Raw genomic sequence first — 22221 nt, forward strand, 5'->3', positions numbered from 1 at the left:
CGTTGAACGCGATTGTCGGTCAAGTGATGAAAGCCTCCAAAGGCAAGGCAAATCCAACTGCGGTGCAGGATTTGGTGAAGGCAAAATTGGCGTAAAAAATTTTAAGCTGCCTGAAAACATTCAGGCAGCTTGATGTTTAAAAAACAGCTACATAATTTATTAATTTTAATCAAAGTTTTCTTTACATTGCTGTCCCATTTTTGGGGCTATACACATTTAAAGCTGCCTGAATCAATAAACCATTTTCAGGTAGTATGGTACGTTTATCAATAGGCGCATCAATCCAATACAGCTCACAATCAAACACCCCTATACCATTTTGGTCTTGCGTGGAAACCTTAACTTTAATCTGTAATTGTGTACCAATCGGAATGACATCAGTAAACAAATTCAATTTGCGCGTTCCCAATAGGAAACCCAAACGCACAGCTTCGCCCGCATTGTGCGCATGACAACCTGCCCAAGCTGCAACACCTTGTGCCATGATTTCCATACCAGCGATACAAGGCAATACACCGTTTCGCAACAATATATGGTCCTCATGAACATGGGCTTGAGCAAGCAAATGTTGTTCGCTGTAATCGGTAATGCGTTCCAATAAAACCATTTTTCCACTGTGTGGTAAAAGTGAGGCAACATCATCAATAGGGCAAATCAGTGGCTCATTCATTTTTCAGGCAGCCTTAACTATGGAAAAATAATATTATACGGATTGCATCTGTTTTTTGTGAAAACTTTCGGCTAAAATACCGCTTTTATCAACGTTTCTTTGAAAATCATCATGCCCACCGCTTGCACATTCAGCTTCAATATTGCCGCTTGGCAGGCTGTTTCCGATAAGATGTTTCAGATAACGCAATGGCAAGCATGGTCACAGAATGCAGCAATCATAGATGACTTTGCCCCTTATCAACCCAAATTGGCTTTTTTGCCTGTTATGCAACGTCGCCGTTTGAGTTTGATTGCACGATTGGTTTGTGATGCAACATGGGATTTGGCAACACGATTTTCAGGCAGCCCTGTGGTTTATGCTTCACATGATGGTGAACAAAACCGCAGTTTTGATTTGTGGTTGGAATAGTTTCGTTCAGGTAACGTTTCACCCACATCATTTGGCTTATCGGTACACAATGCCGTAATGGGACAATGGTCTATGTTGCGTGGCGACATGAATGAAAATACAGCACTGGTTTCAGGCAGCGACAATCTAGAAACCGCTTTGGCAGAAGCCCATATTTTAACTCAATGAAGGCGTTGAGTCAGTTCTGGTGGTGCTTGCTGATGAACCTTTACATACAGATTACACCTTGCCCGCACAACGTGCCCCTTTCCCTTATGTACTGGCAATGGTTTTGACACAAGGTCAAGACTACACCATCAGTTTACAAAATGAACCAAACCCGAATACCCATCATTCATTTTACTGGGGTGCACTAAATTGGATACGCTTTATGCTTTCAGGTAGCCTGAATCACACCCAAAATTATGGCAGTCGCATTTGGCAATGGCAGAAAAACACATGAAAAATTGGATTATGTACGCCGCTTTTGCGCCACATTATTCGGTTTTGTTTTATTTGGTCTAGGCGGCTTGGCATTTAAATTGGTTTTACTGCCCTATACCATCAACAGTACCCAAAACGATATTTCTCGCCAATTGCAAGCACGACGCAAAGTTGCAGGCATTTGGCAACTTTTTGTACGATATTTAATTTGGTCTGGAGTATTGAGCGTAGAATATCATGGCATGGACAAATTAGGACGTGTGGGACAACTGATTTTGCCCAACCACCCTTCTCTTTTGGATATGGTTTTACTGATTAGTCAAGTACCCGAAATCAACTGTGTTGTCAAAAAAGATTTGCTGAACAATCCCACAATGAACAGCCAAATTCGCGCAACAGGCTACATTCCCAATGAAGAAAATGAAGCCATGCTGGATGAAATTCATCGCGTGTTTCAGAACAATCAAAGCCTACTGATTTTTCCCGAAGGCACGCGTACAGGTTGGGACGGACAAGTTAAAATGCATCGAGGTGCCGTATCCATTGGATTAAGAAGTGCCAAAGTCATCACTCCTGTTTACATCAAAATGAACCCACCTAATTTCAAGAAAGGTCAAGCATGGTATCGCATACCACATCAAAAAATACACTATACCATTAGTGTTGGCGAAGACATCAACCCACAAACATGGCTGGCTGAAAAGCCTTTACCCATTGCCGCAAGGCGTTTAAATCAATATTTAGAAGACGACTTTACAAGGAAAACCACATGAGTTTAGAACAACAAATCAAAACAATGATTATTGACAGTTTGGGCCTGGAAGACATCAGCATATCCGATATTGGTGATGAAGATGCCCTATTTGGCGACAATGGCTTGGGCTTGGATTCAGTAGATGCTTTGGAATTGGGTTTAGCAGTACAAAAAACCTTTAATTTACAATTAGATGGAGAAAATGAAAATTTGCGTGAACATTTTTCCAGCGTAAAAACCTTGGCTGCATTCATCCGCAATCGCCAAGCCGTATAAGCCATAGCAAGGAGCAAATCATGACCGAACAAGAAATCCGTGATATTTTAAGCAATGCTTTGATTGATTTGTTTGAAATTGAGCCAGAACGCATCAAACCCGAAACCCATTTATACGAAGATTTGGAAATTGACAGCATTGATGCCATTGATTTGATTGACCACATCAAACGCGAAACAGGTCGCAAATTGCGTGCTGAAGATTTCCGCAATGTGCGTACCGTTGAAGATGTAGTACAAGCCGTTTTACGCATTCAAACCGATTAAAATTCCAATAACCGCAGTCTCAATGAAACGAGACTGCGTTTTGGGTTTTCAGGCAGCCTGAAACCGCAATAACAAACCACGACATGCTATAATCCATTCCATTTTAACCCATTTTCATTTTGCCATGACTGTCTTACAAAACGACACCTTTCTCCGCGCCCTGTTGCGCCAACCCGTTGAATATACGCCCATTTGGATGATGCGCCAAGCAGGACGTTATTTGCCCGAATACCGCGCAACCCGCGCCCAAGCAGGCGGTTTTTTGGATTTGTGCAAAAACACCGAATTGGCAACCGAAGTAACCATTCAGCCGCTTGAACGCTTTGATTTGGACGCAGCCATTTTGTTTTCCGACATTTTGACCGTGCCAGACGCAATGGGCTTGGGTTTGTATTTTGAAACAGGCGAAGGGCCAAAATTTCAAAATCCCATTCAAAATGAACAAGCTGTGAGCCAGTTGCGTGTGCCTGATATGGCGAATTTGCGCTATGTGTTTGACGCGGTGGCGTCCATTCGCAAGGCTTTGAATGGGCGTGTGCCTTTGATTGGCTTTTCAGGCAGCCCGTTCACTTTGGCTTGCTATATGGTGGAAGGCGGTGGCAGCAAAGAATTTCGCACCATCAAATCCATGATGTACAGCCGCCCCGATTTGCTGCACAAAATTTTGGACGTGAACGCCCAAGCCGTAACCGCCTATTTGAACGAGCAAATCGCACACGGCGCACAAGCGGTACAAATTTTTGATACTTGGGGTGGCGTGTTGAGCCACACCGCATTCCGCGAGTTTAGCTTGCAATACATGAAACAAATCGTAAGCGGATTAAAACGCGAAAACGAAGGTCGCCAAGTGCCTGTGATTGTGTTTACCAAAGGCGGCGGTCAGTGGCTGGAACATTTGGCAGATTGTGGCGCAGACGCTTTGGGCTTGGATTGGACGACCGATTTGGCACAAGCCCGAGCGCGTGTGGGCAACAAAGTCGCTTTGCAAGGCAATTTTGACCCATTCGCGCTGTTTGGTTCGCCCGAGAATATCCGCACCGAAGTCAGCCGCATTTTGGGCGAATTTGGACACGGCACGGGACACGTTTTCAATTTGGGACACGGCATCAACCAACACACCGACCCCGAACACGCCAAAATTTTGGTGGACGCGGTGCATGAATTGTCGCGCCAGTATCATCAATAAGCATTTCAGGCTGCTTGAAAACAAAAATATGGGTTGCAGGCAGCCTGTCCTCATTCCTCACAATAAACCCATTTTCGCCCTTATCTTCAATTTCCTGTTTCAGGTAACCCAATATGTCCCATCTTGATTATGCCGCGCTGTTTTTATTAATTGGCATCATGCTGATTTCATTAACTGTAATTTGGCAAATGTATGTTGTATTAACTGAAATCCACACATTAGACCGCTACACAGAACACCCCAAACTGCCTCTGATAGCCTCATCGGTGTTTTTCAGTTTCAGTTTATCACTCTATTATTTTTGTCCTAACGCCCGAAAAAAAGGCATTGTTTTCCTCATTTTGGGCATCAGCGGACTGCTTTGTTATGGCTTGGGCATGTATTTCAAACGCCTTGCTATGAATATGTGATTTGCAGGCAGCCTCTCATCAATAAAATATTCAATTTCAAATTTAATATGACTACCGAAATCTTGGATTTAACTGGCTTAAAATGTCCACTCCCCATTTTACGCACCAAAAAAGCCCTAGCCTCGCTGCCCAGTGGCAGCATCATCACGGTATTGGCAACCGATTCAGGTGCACCCAATGATTTTTTGGCCTTTTGTCGGCATACGGGACACGAATTATTGGAAAGCAGCGAAACCAATGGCGTATTTACTTTGGTTTTAAAACGCAAATGATTTCAGGATGCCTGAAAGTCTTCATAATCACTATTCCAAAAGGAAAACACCATGAAAATCAAAACTTTTCTAGTTACTTTGCTCTTTTGTTGTGGCACTTTACACGCTACATCTACCGAAAACATACAAAATTTTATCCAATTGATGAAACAATTATCGCCCGAAGAAAAAGCCCCTTTGGTGCGCCAAATGATTAAATTACTCGATGAAAAAACGCAAACACGCTATCAAAAAGACCCTAAAATAGAAAGCATGCAGGTTAGCCTATCAGACAATAACATCAACACTTTACTTATCCATATCAAAATCAAAGCCGACCACGATTTAACCCGTTTAAGCGCAGACCCACAAGCCGCAGCCGCATTAAAAAAAATATTTGAGATCAAAATGCAACAAGACAACCCCTTTTGCATTAGAAATCAAAAAGACCAAGATATGTTTGATATTTTGGGTATCAGCCATATTCAATTCCAAATACATACAAATAACGTGGTATTAAGTGATAAACGCACTCCATTAACGTGGTGTCGCTGATTTTTCAGGCAGCCTGAAAACCCATTTTACCCAACAAAGGAAACACACCATGCAAACTTTAACCATTATTCAACCCGATGATTTTCATGTGCATTTTCGTGATGGCATAGCGATGAAATCGGTTGTACCACACACCGCACGGCAGATGGGACGTGCTGTTGTGATGCCCAACTTAAAACCGCCTATTACCACAGTTTCCCAAGCACTTGAATACAAAAAGCAAATTCAAGCTGCCACGCCCGAAAATTGTACGTTTGAGCCGTTGATGACGCTATATTTAACCGACAACACCACACCCGAGACCGTACGCGAAGCCAAAGCAGCAGGGATTGTGGCGTTCAAATTGTATCCTGCTGGCGCGACCACCAATTCCGATAGTGGCGTTACCGATGTGTTTAAATTGTTACCTGTATTGAAAGAAATGGCAGTGCAGGGGATTTTGTTGCTCACACATGGTGAAGTTACCGACCCCAAGATTGACATTTTTGACCGTGAAGCTGAATTTATGGCGCGAATCATGCGCCCGATTTTGGCAGAAATTCCTGATTTGAAAGTGGTTTTTGAGCATATTACCACCGCCGAAGCCGCACAACTGGTTTGCGAAAGCGGCGACAATGTAGCAGCAACCGTTACGCCACAGCATTTGATGTACAACCGCAATCATTTGTTGGTTGGCGGTGTAAAGCCACATTTTTATTGCTTGCCGATTATCAAACGTGAAACGCATCGTCAAGCCCTTGTGGATGCGGTTACGGGGACATTTTCGCACAAATTCTTTTTGGGAACAGACACCGCCCCCCACCCCAAACACACTAAAGAAAACGCTTGCGGTTGTGCAGGTGTATTCAGCGCGATGACCGCGATTGAGTTGTACGCACAAATCTTTGAAAAAGCAGGGGCTTTGGATAAATTGGAAGCGTTTGCGTCCAAAAATGGAGCGCGTTTTTATGGCTTACCCGAAAATCCGTGTCAAATTACGCTCATCAAAAAACCGCAGCGCGTACCTGAAACCGTTCAGTTTGGCAACAGCGTGGTTGTGCCGATGTGTGCTGGTGAAGAAATTGAATGGTCTATCGTGGCATAATTTTTCAGGCAACCTTTATCCGTGCGACAATTTTGCTTGTAGGACTCACTAGGTACAACGAATTATGGTTGTTTAAAATTAACATGGGTAAGGCAATCATGCCTACTGTATACAAAGAGTATACATGCCAATAATCATGATTTAGGGTAAATATAAAATCCAACTTTATGAACAAAGTATTGTAAAGATTTCTGTTTGAAACACAAAAAATAAGCACTTGGATAAGAAATTTCAAGTGCTTATTTTTATAAAAACATTGTGCTATATCAATTTTAAACGCCGTAATTCTGTTTCCAATTCAGAATTGGTCCATTGATTTTCTGCTGCCAACATCATTAAGGGTATGGCGGTTTCAATAGTGCATTTACCGCCATTAATAACACCAATTTGTCGCAATGCGTTTCCTTGTGCATAAACAGCTGCTACACAACCTTGTGCTACTTGGCTGATATTCAATAGAATTTTTCCTTGTTGTATAAAATTGTGTGCAGCATTCAAAAAATCCACATCGTTCGGTGCATTGCCATGCCCATAACTCATTAAAATGGCAACATTTAATTGTCCTGCTTGTAAGATTTGTGTGGCAGTTTGTACGCCAAAACTAGGGGTTAAATACAAGGCTGCGGTACGGATATTGGGATTAAAATGGCGTAACAAGCTGCCTGAAAGCATATTTGGGTTTTCAGGCAGCTTGCTTTCTGCTACTACATACCCAAAATGGGTATTAACAAAACCATTATCACTTTCTGTACTGTATTTGCTACTGCCTATTGCAGGAAACAATTTACCATTGAATGCCAACAACACGCCATGGTAGTCTTGCTTTAATGCAGATACTGCGGTTTGTAAATTCAATGGTGCATCGCTGTCTGGACGACCAAATGGTTTTTGTGAGCCAGTTAAAACTACCGTTTTACCCACACAATTTAAAGTAAGAGCAAGAAAATTGGCGGTATAAGCCAAAGTATCGGTACCATGTAACACCAACACACCATCGTAATCGGGCAATTTTTCTTGCAAAATTACCAACCATTGCGCCCAATGTTGTGGCGTAACAGCTGAGCTATCTATCAAAGGCTGGCAAATGTACCAATCAAAATGCAAGCTGCCTGAAAATGGCGCGAGTGCCATATTCGCAATTGCAGTATCAGGACGCAAACCTTCTGAGCTTTCTACCATGCCGATGGTGCCACCTGTATATAAGACAAAGATTTTTTTCATATTTCAAACGATTCCATGCTGCCTGAACATATTTAAGAACGCCAATTAAATTTCCAACAGTCCATGTAAAATCAGCTTTTTACGCAAAGTATTGCGATTTAAACCCAATATTTCAGAGGCTTTGGATTGATTACCACCACATTGTGTCATCACACATTCCAATAAAGGCTTTTCCACTTGCAGTAAAACCATATCGTAAACACCTGTGGCAGTACCGCCTTCTAAATCCTGAAAATATTGATGCAGATTTTTTTGAATACAATCGGCAATATCGGGGGGCGTATTCATGCTTCTTCCAATTCATTATATGGTGCAGATTGTGTATTACCAATATTATGACGACCTTGTTTCACACATTGACACACACAGACAGGTTTCCTGAAAGTAAAGGCTGCCTGAAAAGCCCAATTCGCGTTTCAGGCAGCCTGAACATTTTTCACATCAATTATTTAATGCGCATATCGCCTGTTTCCACAAAGCGTTGGTGCCAAGACAAGGCTTCCATCAACAAATGTGGTGTGTGCAAACCGCCTGCTTTTTCCGCGCGGTCGTAGTAATCGCGCAACATATCGCGGTAGTCGGGGTGGGCGCAGTTGTTGATAATCAACTGTGCGCGTTGGCGTGGCGATTTGCCGCGCAAGTCTGCCATACCCTGTTCGGTAACGATGAACATCACATCGTGTTCGGTGTGGTCGTGGTGCGAAACCATAGGCACAATGCAAGAAATCGCGCCGTCTTTTGCCACCGATGGCGACACAAAGAACGAGAAGAAGGCATTGCGCGTAAAGTCGCCCGAACCGCCAATGCCGTTCATCATTTTCGTACCCATGATGTGTGTGGAGTTCACATTGCCGTAAATATCGGCTTCAATCATGGCGTTCATGCCAATCACACCCAAGCGGCGAATCACTTCGGGGCTGTTGGTGTATTCCATGGGGCGCAAAATCAATTTGTCGCGCAAGAAGTCAATGTTTTCATTGAAACGTTGCAAAGCGTCTGGGCTGAACGACAAGGCGGTGGCAGAAGCGTGTTTCATTTTGCCTGCCAAAATCAAATCCAACATACCGTCTTGCAACACTTCGGTGTAGCCTGTCAAATCGTCAAATGGCGCGTCCAGCAAACCTGCCATAACCGCATTTGCCACATTGCCCACGCCTGATTGCAAAGGCAACAGGTTTTTCGGCAAGCGACCTGCTTTCACTTCATGGTTAAAGAAATCAATGATTTGCGCGGCAATGGCTTTGGAATTGTCGTCTGGGTCGGCAAATTTGCTGTTGCGGTCGCCTGCGTCTGTCAGCACGATTGCCACGATTTTGTCCAAATCGCATTCCAAATAGGGTGCGCCCACGCGATCAAACGGTGCGGTAATGGCAATGGGCTTGCGGTGTGGTGGCACGCCAATGTCAAATACCGCATCGTGCATGCCTTCCAATTTGATGTTTTGACCTGAATTGACTTCAATAATCACTTTTTTGGCGGCTTTCAGAGCCTCGTTGCCATGACCAATGCCCATGGCTGGAATGAGTTTGCCTTCGGCATTGATGCTGGATACTTCAATAATCGCCAAATCAAATTCGCCATAAAAACCTTGACGCATTTGTTGTTCAACGTGCGATAAGTGCATGTCTTGATAGGCGATGTTGCCTGCGTTGATGTTGTTGCGTAAGGTGGGGTCGGATTGGAATGGGTTGCGGAAATGAATGGCGTTTGCGGCTGCCAATACGCCATCACATTCAGGCGCGGTGGAAGCACCTGTTACCATGCCAATGGAAAATGGGCGACCTGCTGCGTGTTCGGCTTTGGCTTTTTCGGCAATGGCGGTGGGCAAGGCTTTGGGATAGCCCGCGCCTGTAAAGCCCGTAACGGCAACGTTCATGCCGTTTTGCACAAATTCGGCGGCTTGTTCTGCCGTCATGATTTTGCTGCGTAAACCTTCGTGTTTGATGCGTTCTGCTAAATTGTTGCTCATTGCATTCTCCTGAAATGATGGCGATTGTTTTTGCCGTGTAACAGTGCGTAATATAACGTAAAGACTTGTTGTCTTCAAGGTTTTTGCGGTCAAACTCAAGCAGTTCAACTGACTGGTTGTTTTTTAGGCAGCTCCGATACGATAGGCTGCCTGAAAAATCAGATGCTTAATGGCAATTACAAAAATTGATTATCTGCATCACTTTACTAATGAGATGAAACATTCAATCCCAACCACACTTTTAAAGCATCAGCGGTTTCGCGTACATCGTGTACACGAATGATTTTTGCACCATTATGTACTGCCATTAACGCGGCAGCAAGGCTGCCTGAAACGCGTTCTGATGCGATTTCTCGTCCTGTTAGCTCGCCTATCATGCGTTTGCGCGAAACACCAATCAATAAAGGCAAACGATGACTGCTGTGCAATTGGTTTAAATTTTGCATGAGTGCGATATTGTGTTGCAGGGTTTTACCAAAACCAAAGCCTGGATCCAAAGTCATGCGTTCGGCTGCGATACCTGCTTGGATACACGTATCAACGCGTCCTTGCAGGTAATGTGCCACTTCTTGTACCACATCGCCATAATCAGGATTGTGCTGCATATTTTCAGGCAGCCCTCGCATGTGCATCAGGCAAATGCCTGTATTTGGGTGTTGCGCCAAAAGTGCCAGCGCTCCCTTATCTTCTAAGCCTTGTACATCGTTGATGATGTCGGCATAACCATTGTCCAATACCTGACGCATGATTTCACTACGGCGAGTGTCTATGCTTAATGGTACATGCCATTTAACCAATTCTGCCAAAACAGGTTGCAGGCGTTGCCATTCTGCTTCAAGTGAAACAGGTGCAGCATTGGGACGCGTGGATTCACCACCAATGTCCAAAATGTCTGCCCCATTTTGTAACAGCTTTTCAGCGTGTGCCAAAGCCATTTTCAGGCTGCCTGAATATTGTCCGCCATCAGAAAAGGAATCAGGTGTGAGATTCACAATGCCCATGACTTTGGGCTGACTTAAATCAATGCGAAAACGGGTGGTCTGCCAATATTTCATTTGGTTTATCAACTATATCAAATTGGAAAACAGCTTTCAGGCTGCCTGAAAATCATGGTTTAGTATAAATTTCTGTTTCGTCTTTTAAAACCACATCAACGGTTTGCCATGCATCATCTTGCCAAACTTGGTAAAAACAACTTTCGCGTCCTGTATGGCAAGCGATACCACCATTTTGTTCAATCAATAACACAATAGCATCACCATCGCAATCCAAACGCAATTCTTTGATTTTTTGGGTATGCCCTGATTCTTCACCTTTAAGCCATTGTTTTTGACGAGAGCGGCTGTAATAATGGGCAAACCCTGTTTCAACGGTTTTTTGCAAGGCTTCAGCATTCATCCATGCTACCATTAACACGCGCATGGTTTGAGCATCTTGAGCAATGGCACACACCAAACCATTGGTATCAAATTTGATTTTGTCTAATAAGGCGTTCATGTTTTGTCATTCCAATTTCAAATGGCACAACAAGCTGTTTTAGGCTGCCTGAAAATCATTTCGCAGCAAGCTCAATGATACAGCCACCAAGTTGTTGTTTGTTCATGGGCAAAGCAGCTACAGAAGCAGTAACAGGTGCAGTTGCGCCATAGCAGGAAAATGTCGAAAGCGAATTTTTAGGCGAACCTTGAATGATTTTGTCGCTGTAAACCATATAAGCAAAGGCTTTGCGTTTGCTGTCGTAATAGCGCATGATTTGCAGACTTTTAAAAGCAAAACTGGCATCACGTTTAAATACACGGCGCGGCTTGGCAACCACGTTTTCATTAAATTCAATCTGTGGTGCGGTTTGCACACAAGAAACCGAAGCATCACTGGCATCTTCTTCCAAATTCACGGTTTCTTTTAAACCGCCTTTTTTCGCGTAAGACAAGAAACAGGACAAACCACGTACATCGGGGTCATCAAATGCTTCAATTTCTATGCGGTCGTTTCTGCCCAATAAATTGAATACCGTACTCGCTTCGCCAATTTTATCGGTTTCTTGACCACAAGCTGCCAACATCAGTGTGAGCAACACCAATGAAATGGCTTTGATGTGTTGTTGCATACTTTAAATTTCCCTTATTATCTTGTTTCAGGCAGCCTGAAATCTTCTATTTTCAATTATTTAGTTTCGCCCCGTGCTGCCAAATCCCCCTGCCCCCCGTTCGCTGGCAGCAAACTCGTCCACCACTTCAAAATGGGCTTGCACCACTGGCACAATGACCATTTGTGCAATGCGTTCAAATGGCTGAACAGTGAACGCTGTATTGCTGCGATTCCACAAAGAAACCATTAATTCACCTTGATAATCCGAATCAATCAAACCCACCAAATTGCCTAATACAATACCGTGTTTGTGTCCCAAACCCGAACGCGGCAAAATTGTAGCAGCCAGATTGGGATTATTCAGAAAAATGGCAATACCTGTTGGAATCAGTTGTGTTTCGCCTGCGTGTAAGGTAACTGCTTCATCAATACAAGCACGCAAATCCAAACCTGCTGAACCTGATGTGGCATAGGTTGGCAGTTGATTTTGTATTTGGGGATTGAGAATTTTGAGTTGTACGATAGGTTGAGAAGTCATAAATACACTTTCTGAAATAAATGGCACAAAGATTAGGCTGTCTGAAAACCCTGCTTACTCAAAGTTCGTCCTTTTTTCGCCACATCAAATAATCACGCAAAGGTGGCGCAGGTGGATTGATACAATGCGGGCAAACACCTGTACTGTCTTCATCGTCTTCATTGGTTTCCCAATGCTGGGCATTGGGGTCAAAACGACTTTGCTGCAAAACGGCTTGTACCAATGCCTGTTCTTGCTCTGGATTAAATTCAAAACCTTGCAAAATTTCTTGTAATAAATCTTGTTCTGCAGAAGAAAAATTTTGCCAACATCGCATCACAATATCTCGATAATCGGCATGGGTAATTTTATGAAACATGATTTCAGGCTGCCTGAAAAAGCATGATGATAACCGATGCATCATCATTGAGTAAACCAGCTATATGGAAAACGCATGACTGTTATCTCGTTTCAGGCAGCCATTTTTATAGCCAGTTGTTTTCGCTTGGAGTACAATCCTGCCTGCAAATTATTATCGTCATTAACCAACTTTATTATAAAACCAGAAAGCACATTTTATGGACGAACATTTAAGAGAAGCTGCGCTGAATTTCCACGAATTTCCTACGCCTGGCAAAATCCAAGTCGCACCAACCAAGCCTTTGGCAACACAATACGATTTATCATTGGCATATTCACCTGGCGTTGCCGTTCCTTGTATGGAAATCCATGCCGACCCAGCCAAATCATATCGCTATACTGCACGCGGTAATTTGGTGGCGGTGGTTTCCAATGGTACTGCGGTTTTGGGTTTAGGCAATATTGGTCCAGAAGCCAGTAAACCCGTTATGGAAGGCAAAGGCGTTTTGTTCAAAAAATTCGCCAATATTGATGTGTTTGACATAGAAATCAATGAAACTGACCCCGATAAATTGGTGGACATCATCGCCGCACTTGAACCAACTTTTGGCGGTATCAATTTAGAAGACATCAAAGCGCCCGAATGCTTCTATATTGAGAAAAAATTGCGTGAACGCTGCAATATTCCTGTTTTCCATGACGACCAACACGGCACAGCCATCATCACGGCCGCAGCCGTTTTGAATGGCTTACGTTATGTAAAAAAAGACATTGCCCAAGTGAAATTAGTGTGTTCTGGTGCGGGTGCTGCTGCGATTGCATGTTTGGATTTATTGGTGGCTTTGGGCATGAAACCTGAAAACATCACCGTTTGCGACTCCAAAGGCGTGATTTACAAAACCCGCGAAGACCATACACGCATGGACGAGAGCAAATTGCGTTACGCGATTGAAGACAATGGTCAGCGTGATTTGGGTGATGCCGTAGCCAATAAAGATGTGTTTTTGGGCTTATCGGGTCCCAATGTATTGAGTGTGGAAATGCTCAAACAAATGACCGAAAACCCATTGGTGTTTGCTATGGCAAATCCACAACCCGAGATTTGGCCGCCCGAAGCCAAAGCCGCACGTCCTGATGTGATTATTGGTACAGGTCGGTCAGACTTCCCCAACCAAGTCAATAATGTTTTGTGTTTCCCATTCATTTTCCGTGGCGCATTAGATGTTGGCGCAACCACTATCAATGAAGAAATGAAACTGGCAACCGTACATGCGATTGCTGATTTGGCGATGGCAGAAGCTAATGATGTTGTGGCAGGTGCATATGGTGGCGAAGAATTGAAATTTGGTCCTGAATACCTGATTCCCAAACCTTTTGATCCACGCTTAATTGCCAAAATTGCCCCTGCCGTTGCCCAAGCTGCCATGAATTCAGGCGTGGCAACGCGTCCAATTACCGATATGGCTGCATACACCGAGAAATTGGAAGAACAAATCTACAAAACCAATTTATTTATGCGTCCTGTTGTAGCACAAGCCAAAAAAGACGTGAAACGCATTGTATTGGCGGAAGGTGAAGACGAACGCGTATTACACGCTGCCCAATACTTAGCTTCACAAAAAATTGTGTATCCCGTTTTAATCGGTCGCAAAGAAATCATTGAAGCAGGTTTAGAAAGTCAATCTTTAACCATTCAGGCAGGAAAAGACTTTGATTTAATTGATATTGCCAATAATCCCTACTACGAAGAAAGTTGGAAACACTATTATAATCTACAAAAACGCAAAGGCGTTACCGAAGACATGGCGCGTCGCCGCATGTTGGTTAATCACACTTTAATTGGTGCCACCATGGTGGAGTTGGGTTACGCAGATGGCATGGTGGCTGGCACGATTGGTCGTTTCCATGACCACTTCAAGGTATATAAAGACATCATTGGCTTTGACAATCCCGAACAAAATGCCTTTGCCATGAATGCTTTGATTTCCAATAAAGGCAACTTCTTCATCGCCGATACTTATGTGATTGATAACCCAACAGCGGAACAAATCGCACAAGGCACTTTAATGTGTGCCAAAGAAATCAAACGTTTTGGTATTCAGCCCAAAGTGGCATTATTGTCCAATTCCAATTACGGCTCTTTTTACAATGACGACAGTGCTAAAATGCAAAAAGCCTTGCAACTGATTCGTCAAGCCGATGATGAACTGGAAATTGATGGCGAAATGCAAGCAGATTTGGCATTGGACGAAACCCTACGCAAACAAATCTTCCCTGAAACCACGCTTTCAGGCAGTGCAAATTTACTGGTCATGCCCAATGTGGAAGCCGCCAACATCAGCTATAACTTAATGCGTGTGAATGCCACCAATGGCATTACAGTCGGTCCCATTTTGATGGGTTTAAACAAAGCAGTCCACTTGGTTACACCCATTTCAACCGTACGCCGCATCATCAATATGGCAGCAATTGCCGCAGTTGATGCACAGCTGAACAACAAATAAATCATCTCTATAAACTTTCTCCAAACAAGCTGCCTGAAAATTTTTCAGGCAGCTTGTTGTGTTAAAATCCAGTTTTTCTTTACGCTTGATTAAAGTTCTCAAATGTCGTCCTTTGTTCATTTACGCACCCATTCCGAATTTTCCATCACCGATGGCACATTACGCCTTAAAGAATTGGCAAACCGTGCCAAACAATTTACTTATCCTGCATTGGCACTCACGGATTTCATGAATGTTTTTGGCTTGGTCAAGTTTTATCAAATTTGTCGTGCAATCGGCATTAAACCAATTTTGGGTGTCGATGTACGCATACACAATCCAGAACAAACCGACAGCCCTTTTCGTGCTTTGCTTCTGGCGCGTAATCAACAAGGATACATTCGTTTAAGTGAACTCCTATCTCAAGCCTATCAAAATGATGAACGCAATATACATCTACCACAACTCCAACAAACATGGCTATCCAATGGCGACAACAGCGGGTTAATTTGTCTATCAGGCGCACACTTGGGCGAAATTGGTGTGCATTTAATGAATGGTGCACAAGACAAAGCACACACCGCAGCAAAAAAATACGCCACATGGTTTCCCAACGCATTTTATTTGGAATTACAAAGGCTGCCTGAAAAACCTGAATGGGAAACATCGGTTTCAGGCAGCTTGCAATTGGCAAACGAATTGGATTTACCCGTTGTTGCAACTCACCCTACCCAATTTCTTGATGAATCAGACTACAAAGCCCATGATGCGCGTGTGTGCATCGCAGGGGGCTGGGTATTGGCAGACAAAAAACGCCCACAAGTATTCACACGCAGCCAATTTTTCGTTTCTCCCGAAGTGATGACAGAGCGCTTTACCGATATTCCAGAAGCACTGGAAAACACATTAGAAATTGCCAAGCGTTGTAATCTTACCCTTACTCTGGGCAAAAACTTTCTGCCCGACTTTCCCACGCCCAATGGCATGGATTTAAACGATTATTTGGTTCATTTGTCCAATCAAGGTTTACAAACTCGCATGAGAACCTTGTACCCTGATGAAGCTGAACGCCAAAACAAGCTGCCTGAATATCAAGAACGTCTTGATTTTGAGTTAAAAACCATTATTCAGATGGGTTTTCCAGGCTATTTTTTGATTGTGGCAGACTTCATTAACTGGGCAAAAAACAATGGCTGTCCTGTTGGACCAGGACGCGGTTCAGGTGCGGGTTCATTGGTTGCCTATTCATTAGGCATTACCGACCTAGACCCGCTGCGTTACGCCCTGCTGTTTGAACGTTTTCTCAATCCCGAACGCGTGTCCATGCCTGACTTTGACATTGATTTCTGCCAAGCCAATCGTGGACGCGTGATTGAATATGTGCGTGCCAAATACGGTAAAGAAGCCGTTAGCCAAATCGTTACCTTTGGTACGCTTTCGTCCAAAGCAGTCATTCGCGATGTTGGACGCGTATTGGAATTACCATTTAAATTGTGCGACAACTTATCCAAATTGATTCCTTTGGAACAAAATAAGCCCTTGTCTTTGGCAAAAGCCATGGAAGTTGAACCTGAAATCAAGCGCATCTTGGACGATGAAGACGCATGGGAATTGATGGATTTAGCACAAAAATTGGAAGATTTAACGCGTGGTTTAGGCATGCATGCAGGTGGCGTACTGATTGCACCAGGAAAAATTTCCGATTTTTCCCCCATTTATCAAGCAGACGAATCTTCCTCTCCCGTATCCATGTACGACAAAGGCGATGTAGAAAATGTAGGCTTAGTCAAATTTGACTTCTTGGGTTTACGCAATTTAACCATTATTGAAATGGCACAATCCTTTATCAAACAAACAACTGGGGAAACCATTGACGTATCACGCATTTCCCTAGAAGATGATGCTGCCTATAAAATCTTCCGTGATGCCAATACCACAGCCGTATTCCAGTTTGAGTCTAGTGGCATGAAAAAAATGCTGCAAACAGCTTATACCACCAAATTTGAAGAGTTGATTGCCTTTGTGTCTTTGTATCGTCCAGGCCCGATGGACAATATCCCTGATTTTGTAGCGCGAATGAAAGGGCAATCATTTGAATACATACACCCATTACTTAAACCTATTTTAGAGCCAACTTACGGCATCATGGTCTATCAAGAACAAGTGATGCAGGCAGCCCAAATCATTGGTGGTTATTCTTTAGGAGGTGCGGATTTATTGCGCCGTGCAATGGGTAAGAAAAAACCCGAAGAGATGGTCAAACACCGCGATATTTTTGCCGAAGGTGCGGCAAAACAAAATATTTCGCGTGAAAAAGCCGATGAAATTTTTGACTACATGGAAAAATTTGCAGGTTACGGTTTCAATAAATCCCATGCTGCCGCCTACGCACTGATTTCCTATCAAACAGCATGGCTCAAAGCCCACTACCCTGCCGAATTTATGGCCGCCACCATGTCCAGCGAATTGGACAATACCGACCAACTGAAACTCTTTTACGATGACGCACAAAGCCCATTGAACGGCATCAGTTTTTTACCGCCCGACATCAATGAATCATGCTACCGCTTTATTCCCAACGCCCAAAAGCAAATCCGTTACGCTTTGGGCGCAATCAAAGGCACAGGCGAATCAGCAGTACAAAATATTGTTGAAGCACGCGAAACAGGTGGTAAATTTACCAGTTTATTTGATTTTTGTGAGCGCGTAGACAAACATCATGTCAATCGCCGCACCCTAGAAGCCTTGATACGCGGTGGCGCATTTGACAGCATAGAACCCAATCGCGCCATGTTACTGGCAAACATAGAATTGGCAATGGCAAATGCCGAACAAAAAGCCGAGAATATCAATCAAGGCGGTCTATTTGACATGTTTGATGATGTCATTGAAGACATTACCATGCTGCCTGAAAAAGCATGGAGTGAAAGTGAAAAGCTGGCAGAAGAAAAACAAACCATTGGTTTTTATTTAAGTGGGCACCCCTTTGCCCCTTATGCCGAAGAAGTACGCCGTTTTGCACCCACCTCGTTAAACGCACTCAAACCGGCCGACAGCGTACGCATTGCGGGATTTGCCACATCAGTCCGCAGCATCATGACCAAAAACGGTAAAATGGTGGCAATCCAATTGGAAGATGGCAATGGCAAACAAGAAATCATCATTCGTGGCGAAATGTTGGCAACTTTACCCCGTGAGATTTTACAAGCCGACCAAATTTTGGTATGTGATTGTCGCGTGCGCGAAGACAGCTTCAATCCAGAAGGTGGCTTACGCATCAATGTGTTAAGCAATAAAATCAACCCCGATGATGAAACATCAGAAGCCCACGCCCGCATTTACACCTTAAATCAAGCACGCAGCCACTATGCTGAAATCTTAACGCTGCATTTGTGTCCCGAACACGACATCAATGCATTGGCAAACTTGCTGCACACACACACACAAACCGAAGGTAAACACATTGCATTAAAACTGAATTATGAAAATGCCCATGCTTCAGGCAGCCTGATACCCTCTGCACAATGGCGCATTGTCATGACAAATGATTTATTGCATGATTTACAAACACTTTTGGGTGAACATGCCGTTGGCGTGGCTTAATTTGGTGTTTAGGCTGCCTGAATACATTCTAAAACCCTTTCAAAACTTAATTCATAGGGACGGATTCGATATTTACCCTGTTTCAGTTTGTAGAAAATTTTATTTTTATCAATAAATTGAGGAAATAGCGGAGATAAAATCCGCCCCTACATTCGTTTAAAAATGGTTTTAGCAAAGTTTCATTCTGCATTTCAGGCAGCCTATGAGTTTATCAAGTTCAAGCAAAATGCTATCATCTGTATCTTTTTACATTTTCCCATTTTCAGGCAGCCTAAAAAGTTTTCATTATGAACCAACAACCCGAAAAACTCGTGATTGCCAGCCGAGAAAGCGCATTGGCAATGTGGCAAGCGCGTCATATTCAAGCACAACTGCAAAATCTGTACCCCCAATGCAACATCAGCATTTTGGGCATGACCACACAAGGCGACCAAATTTTGGATAAAACCCTATCCAAAATTGGTGGTAAAGGTTTATTTATCAAAGAATTGGAAACCGCGTTGCACGAAAATCGTGCCGACTTGGCAGTTCATTCCCTTAAAGATATCCCCATGGATTTGCCCGAAGGATTTGCTTTGGCAGCAATAGGAGAACGTGCCAATCCATTTGATGCCTTTGTGTCTAACCATTACGCACGTTTGGAAGATTTACCACAAGGTGCAGTTGTTGGCACGTCCAGCTTACGCCGTGAAGCACAATTACGCGCCCGTTTTCCGCATTTAAACATCAAACCATTGCGCGGAAATGTGCAAACCCGTTTAGCCAAATTGGACAATGGCGAATACGATGCCATCATTTTGGCAGCTGCAGGTTTAGAACGTTTGGCACTCAACGAACGCATACGCACCATTTTATCGCCAGCCGACAGTTTACCAGCCGCAGGACAAGGTGCGCTTGGCATTGAAATCGCCGCTCATCGTACCGATTTGATTTCAGTCTTATTGCCCTTAAACCACCCCAAAACCGCTGCTTGCGTAACGGCAGAACGCGCATTAGCACGCGCTTTGGGAGGCAGTTGCCAAGTACCATTGGCAGCTTATTGTACTGCCGATGAACATGGCTTACTCACACTACACGGCTTGGTAGCACACTCAGATGGTTCTGTCATGCTGACCGCACAAGCACAAGCTCCGGCAGAATACGCCGATGCTTTGGGGCGTGCAGTAGCCAAAAAATTGGCTGATGACGGTGCAACAGAAGTGATTGCCGATGTCCTAAAATCCTAAATCAAGCACAAAAAGCTGCCTGAAAACTTTCAGGCAGCCTTAATATAATTGTTTTAAATACAAATATAGTACACCCTTATGTATCTAGATGTACACGGCGAGCGTTGTTGCCTTGTCCCATTTATATTTGAAACGATTATAAACAATCATTTAATGCTGACTGGCAAATTCCGCCAACACTTCACGCAATACGTCCAAGCCCTGACCTGTTGTTGCCGAAACACGCACCGCAGCCACTTTACCATCAGCTTTACGCATGATGCCGATTCGTCGTTCATTTTCAGGCAGCAAATCACATTTGTTGTATATCACCAACTGCACAATGGCATCGGCTTTAATTTCAGCCAACACCTGATTCACATCTTGGATTTTGCGCTCCATTTCAGGATCGGATACGTCCACCAAATGCAATAACACATCAGCCAATGCCGTTTCTTCCAAAGTTGCCGCAAATGCCGAAATCAATTTGTGTGGCAGATTTTGCACAAAACCCACTGTATCGGTCAAAATAATGCTGCTATCGGCATTCAAATACAACTTGCGCGCGGTAGTATCCAAAGTGGCAAACAACTGGTCTTTTGCCAACACATTGGCTTTGCTTAAACGATTGAACAAAGTGGATTTACCCGCATTGGTATAGCCCACAATCGCAAAAGTTTTCAGGCTGCCTGAAAGCCTTGCTTTACGTCGCGTTTCACGCTGTTTTTTCACATTTTCAAGCTGACGGCGCAATTGCGTGATTTTGCTTTGAATCAAACGGCGGTCGGTTTCCAGTTGCGTTTCACCAGGACCCTTTAAACCAATACCCCCTTTTTGGCTTTGCAAATGCCCATAACCACGCACCAATCGTCCAGCCAAATGCGATAATTGTGCCAACTCCACTTGCAACTTACCTTCTTGCGATTGGGCACGTTGAGCAAAAATTGCCAAAATCAAGCCCACTCTGTCTAACACACGACATTGCAAGGCTTTTTCCAGATTGCGTTCTTGAGTTGGCGTTAATTCATGATTGAACACCACCAATTCAATATTTTCACGCTGCACCAGTTGTGCCAATTGCTCCGCTTTACCCGTGCCAACCAATAAAGCAGCATGTGCCTTATCGCACTTCACAGTTTCATGCCACACCAACTCGCCACCAGTAGCGCGTACCAACTCATCAGCTTCAGCACAAGCTGCCCGAAAAGCCCGCTCACGACTTTCATTGCTGCCTGAAAAGTTTTCAGGCAGCATCACGGATACCAACATAATGCGTTCGGCGTGTTCTAGGGTTTTATCGGTTTGAAAACGGGTCATAACAAAGTGCCTGTGTATCTCAAAAGGCATTAAGACTAAACCAGCGCTACATTTATGGCAAGCCAAAACAGAGATTTTTTCATTGTTTACATCATCATTAACTCTGCCCATGATTGAAATACTTTATCAAAATTCAGATTTACTACTGGTCAATAAACCCGCAGGTATGCTGGTACACCACTCTTGGCTGGACAAACACGAAACCATCTTTCTCATGCAAACTTTGCGCAACCAAATCGGACAACACGTTTATCCCGTACACCGTTTAGACCGACCAACATCAGGTGTTATGCTGTTTGCACTCAACGCCCAAACAGCACGTTTTTTAACGCAACAATTTGAAAACCGTGAAATCATCAAAACCTATCACGCCATTGTACGCGGTTGGACAGCCGATTCAGGCAGCATTGATTACCCACTACAAGAAGAACACGACAAAATCGCCGATGCCTTTGCCAGCAAAGACAAACAGGCACAATCAGCCTTAACCGATTACCACACCCTACAACGTACCGAACTGCCCTTTTCTGTGGACAAACGTTTTACCACTTCACGTTATTCCCTAGTGGAAATCACACCTCACACAGGACGCAAACACCAAATTCGCCGTCATCTCAAACACATTTTTCACCCCATTATCGGCGACACCACACACGGTGATTTAAAGCAAAACAAAGCCATACGCGAATTATGTGGCAACACACGCCTGCTGTTACATGCCCAAAGTTTAACATTCAGGCTGCCTGAAACAAACGAAAACATCACCGTTTGCGCCCCCTACGATACCGCATGGCAGCATGTTTGTCGCGCATTTTTATGGGAAAATGCGTACAATCCCCATCTTTCATCAATTCATCATTAAGGCACATCATGTTTACAGGCATTGTACAAGGCATGGGCGAACTCATCGCCATCACACAAAATACCCCTGATTTTCGCACCCACATCGTCCGCTTTCCCGATAATTTAACTGAAAATCTGCAAATCGGTGCATCAGTAGCACACAATGGCTGCTGTCTCACTGTAACCCAAATATCAGGTAATCAAGTGCATTTTGACTTAATGGCAGAGACTCTCATCAAAACCAATTTAGGCTGCCTGAAAACAGGAGATTATGTGAATTTAGAACGTGCGGCTCGTTTTGATGATGAAATCGGTGGACACGTCATGAG

24 protein-coding genes and 2 pseudogenes are annotated in these 22221 nt (G+C 43.8%); 16 read left to right on the forward strand and 10 right to left on the reverse strand.

Annotation, left to right across the window (positions count from 1 at the left end; translation table 11 throughout):
• Positions 1-95, forward strand: a 95-nt coding sequence (locus tag Q4B82_RS06040; RefSeq protein ID WP_303065555.1) for a hypothetical protein, incomplete at its 5' end; no start/stop codon positions are given.
• Positions 96-181: 86 nt separating this feature from the next.
• Here Q4B82_RS06040 and Q4B82_RS06045 read toward each other — a convergent pair.
• Positions 182-670, reverse strand: coding sequence for a thioester dehydrase (locus Q4B82_RS06045; protein WP_303065533.1), 489 nt, complete (start codon positions 668-670; stop codon positions 182-184).
• A gap of 171 nt (positions 671-841) precedes the next feature.
• Here Q4B82_RS06045 and Q4B82_RS09525 point away from each other — a divergent pair.
• The 10 genes and pseudogenes from Q4B82_RS09525 to pyrC all read left to right on the forward strand — a co-directional run bounded on the left by Q4B82_RS09525 (position 842) and on the right by pyrC (position 6286).
• A pseudogene (locus Q4B82_RS09525) lies at positions 842-1249 on the forward strand (beta-ketoacyl synthase chain length factor).
• Positions 1250-1271: 22 nt separating this feature from the next.
• Entirely contained in the window at positions 1272-1523 is a 252-nt protein-coding gene (locus Q4B82_RS09530) for a beta-ketoacyl synthase chain length factor (protein ID WP_368501337.1), read from the forward strand.
• Positions 1486-2277, forward strand: a complete 792-nt coding sequence (locus Q4B82_RS06055; protein ID WP_303065534.1) for a 1-acyl-sn-glycerol-3-phosphate acyltransferase — start codon at positions 1486-1488, stop codon at positions 2275-2277. The genes Q4B82_RS09530 and Q4B82_RS06055 overlap by 38 nt, the downstream gene beginning before the upstream one ends.
• Positions 2274-2534, forward strand: coding sequence for a phosphopantetheine-binding protein (locus tag Q4B82_RS06060; RefSeq protein ID WP_303065535.1), 261 nt, complete (start codon positions 2274-2276; stop codon positions 2532-2534). The genes Q4B82_RS06055 and Q4B82_RS06060 overlap by 4 nt, the downstream gene beginning before the upstream one ends.
• A gap of 20 nt (positions 2535-2554) precedes the next feature.
• Positions 2555-2800, forward strand: coding sequence for an acyl carrier protein (locus Q4B82_RS06065; RefSeq protein WP_303065536.1), 246 nt, complete (start codon positions 2555-2557; stop codon positions 2798-2800).
• A gap of 124 nt (positions 2801-2924) precedes the next feature.
• Positions 2925-3986 carry a uroporphyrinogen decarboxylase gene (hemE, locus tag Q4B82_RS06070; RefSeq protein WP_303065537.1) on the forward strand — a complete coding sequence of 354 codons (1062 nt, stop codon included), beginning with the start codon at positions 2925-2927 and terminating at the stop codon, positions 3984-3986.
• Positions 3987-4099: 113 nt separating this feature from the next.
• Complete coding sequence (locus Q4B82_RS06075; protein ID WP_303065538.1) at positions 4100-4396, forward strand: hypothetical protein; 297 nt, start codon at positions 4100-4102, stop codon at positions 4394-4396.
• 47 nt (positions 4397-4443) lie between these two features.
• Positions 4444-4668 carry a sulfurtransferase TusA family protein gene (locus tag Q4B82_RS06080; RefSeq protein WP_303065539.1) on the forward strand — a complete coding sequence of 75 codons (225 nt, stop codon included), beginning with the start codon at positions 4444-4446 and terminating at the stop codon, positions 4666-4668.
• 51 nt (positions 4669-4719) lie between these two features.
• Positions 4720-5202 (forward strand): hypothetical protein, encoded by a 483-nt coding sequence (locus tag Q4B82_RS06085; RefSeq protein WP_303065540.1) that lies wholly within the window; start codon positions 4720-4722, stop codon positions 5200-5202.
• Positions 5203-5251: 49 nt separating this feature from the next.
• On the forward strand, positions 5252-6286 hold the full coding sequence (gene pyrC / locus Q4B82_RS06090) for a dihydroorotase (protein ID WP_303065541.1): 1035 nt from the start codon (positions 5252-5254) through the stop codon (positions 6284-6286).
• Between the two features lie 261 nt (positions 6287-6547).
• Here pyrC and Q4B82_RS06095 read toward each other — a convergent pair whose 3' ends face one another.
• The 8 genes from Q4B82_RS06095 to Q4B82_RS06130 all read right to left on the reverse strand — a co-directional run bounded on the left by Q4B82_RS06095 (position 6548) and on the right by Q4B82_RS06130 (position 12460).
• On the reverse strand, positions 6548-7507 hold the full coding sequence (locus Q4B82_RS06095; protein ID WP_303065542.1) for an asparaginase: 960 nt from the start codon (positions 7505-7507) through the stop codon (positions 6548-6550).
• Positions 7508-7552: 45 nt separating this feature from the next.
• A complete protein-coding gene (locus Q4B82_RS06100) occupies positions 7553-7795 on the reverse strand; it encodes a Fis family transcriptional regulator (protein WP_303065543.1) in 243 nt (80 codons plus the stop codon).
• Between the two features lie 157 nt (positions 7796-7952).
• Positions 7953-9476, reverse strand: a complete 1524-nt coding sequence (locus tag Q4B82_RS06105) for an acetyl-CoA hydrolase/transferase family protein (protein ID WP_303065544.1) — start codon at positions 9474-9476, stop codon at positions 7953-7955.
• A gap of 206 nt (positions 9477-9682) precedes the next feature.
• Positions 9683-10531, reverse strand: coding sequence for a dihydropteroate synthase (gene folP / locus Q4B82_RS06110; RefSeq protein WP_303065545.1), 849 nt, complete (start codon positions 10529-10531; stop codon positions 9683-9685).
• Between the two features lie 52 nt (positions 10532-10583).
• Entirely contained in the window at positions 10584-10973 is a 390-nt protein-coding gene (gene hisI, locus Q4B82_RS06115) for a phosphoribosyl-AMP cyclohydrolase (protein WP_303065546.1), read from the reverse strand.
• 55 nt (positions 10974-11028) lie between these two features.
• Entirely contained in the window at positions 11029-11583 is a 555-nt protein-coding gene (locus Q4B82_RS06120; RefSeq protein WP_303065547.1) for a CreA family protein, read from the reverse strand.
• Between the two features lie 60 nt (positions 11584-11643).
• Positions 11644-12102 carry a dUTP diphosphatase gene (gene dut / locus Q4B82_RS06125; protein ID WP_303065548.1) on the reverse strand — a complete coding sequence of 153 codons (459 nt, stop codon included), beginning with the start codon at positions 12100-12102 and terminating at the stop codon, positions 11644-11646.
• Positions 12103-12160: 58 nt separating this feature from the next.
• On the reverse strand, positions 12161-12460 hold the full coding sequence (locus Q4B82_RS06130; protein WP_303065549.1) for a hypothetical protein: 300 nt from the start codon (positions 12458-12460) through the stop codon (positions 12161-12163).
• 199 nt (positions 12461-12659) lie between these two features.
• On the opposite strand from Q4B82_RS06130, the gene Q4B82_RS06135 reads away from it, so the two are divergent.
• The 3 genes from Q4B82_RS06135 to hemC all read left to right on the forward strand — a co-directional run bounded on the left by Q4B82_RS06135 (position 12660) and on the right by hemC (position 19753).
• Positions 12660-14945, forward strand: a complete 2286-nt coding sequence (locus tag Q4B82_RS06135; protein ID WP_303065550.1) for an NADP-dependent malic enzyme — start codon at positions 12660-12662, stop codon at positions 14943-14945.
• A 102-nt stretch (positions 14946-15047) separates the two neighbouring features.
• Positions 15048-18527, forward strand: a complete 3480-nt coding sequence (gene dnaE, locus Q4B82_RS06140; RefSeq protein ID WP_303065551.1) for a DNA polymerase III subunit alpha — start codon at positions 15048-15050, stop codon at positions 18525-18527.
• Between the two features lie 287 nt (positions 18528-18814).
• Positions 18815-19753 (forward strand): hydroxymethylbilane synthase, encoded by a 939-nt coding sequence (gene hemC, locus Q4B82_RS06145; RefSeq protein ID WP_303065552.1) that lies wholly within the window; start codon positions 18815-18817, stop codon positions 19751-19753.
• Between the two features lie 150 nt (positions 19754-19903).
• Here the strand turns inward: hemC and hflX are convergent, their stop codons facing one another.
• Positions 19904-21049 (reverse strand): GTPase HflX, encoded by a 1146-nt coding sequence (hflX, locus tag Q4B82_RS06150; protein WP_303065553.1) that lies wholly within the window; start codon positions 21047-21049, stop codon positions 19904-19906.
• 109 nt (positions 21050-21158) lie between these two features.
• On the opposite strand from hflX, the gene truC reads away from it, so the two are divergent.
• Both truC and Q4B82_RS06160 read left to right on the forward strand, forming a co-directional pair.
• The gene (gene truC / locus Q4B82_RS06155) at positions 21159-21911 is read left to right on the forward strand and encodes a tRNA pseudouridine(65) synthase TruC (RefSeq protein ID WP_303065554.1); all 753 of its coding nucleotides are present in this window, start codon (positions 21159-21161) and stop codon (positions 21909-21911) included.
• Positions 21912-21919: 8 nt separating this feature from the next.
• Positions 21920-22221, forward strand: a pseudogene (locus Q4B82_RS06160) (riboflavin synthase); the annotation flags it as partial.

Source organism: Alysiella sp., assembly GCF_030525755.1.
GTDB lineage: Bacteria > Pseudomonadota > Gammaproteobacteria > Burkholderiales > Neisseriaceae > Simonsiella.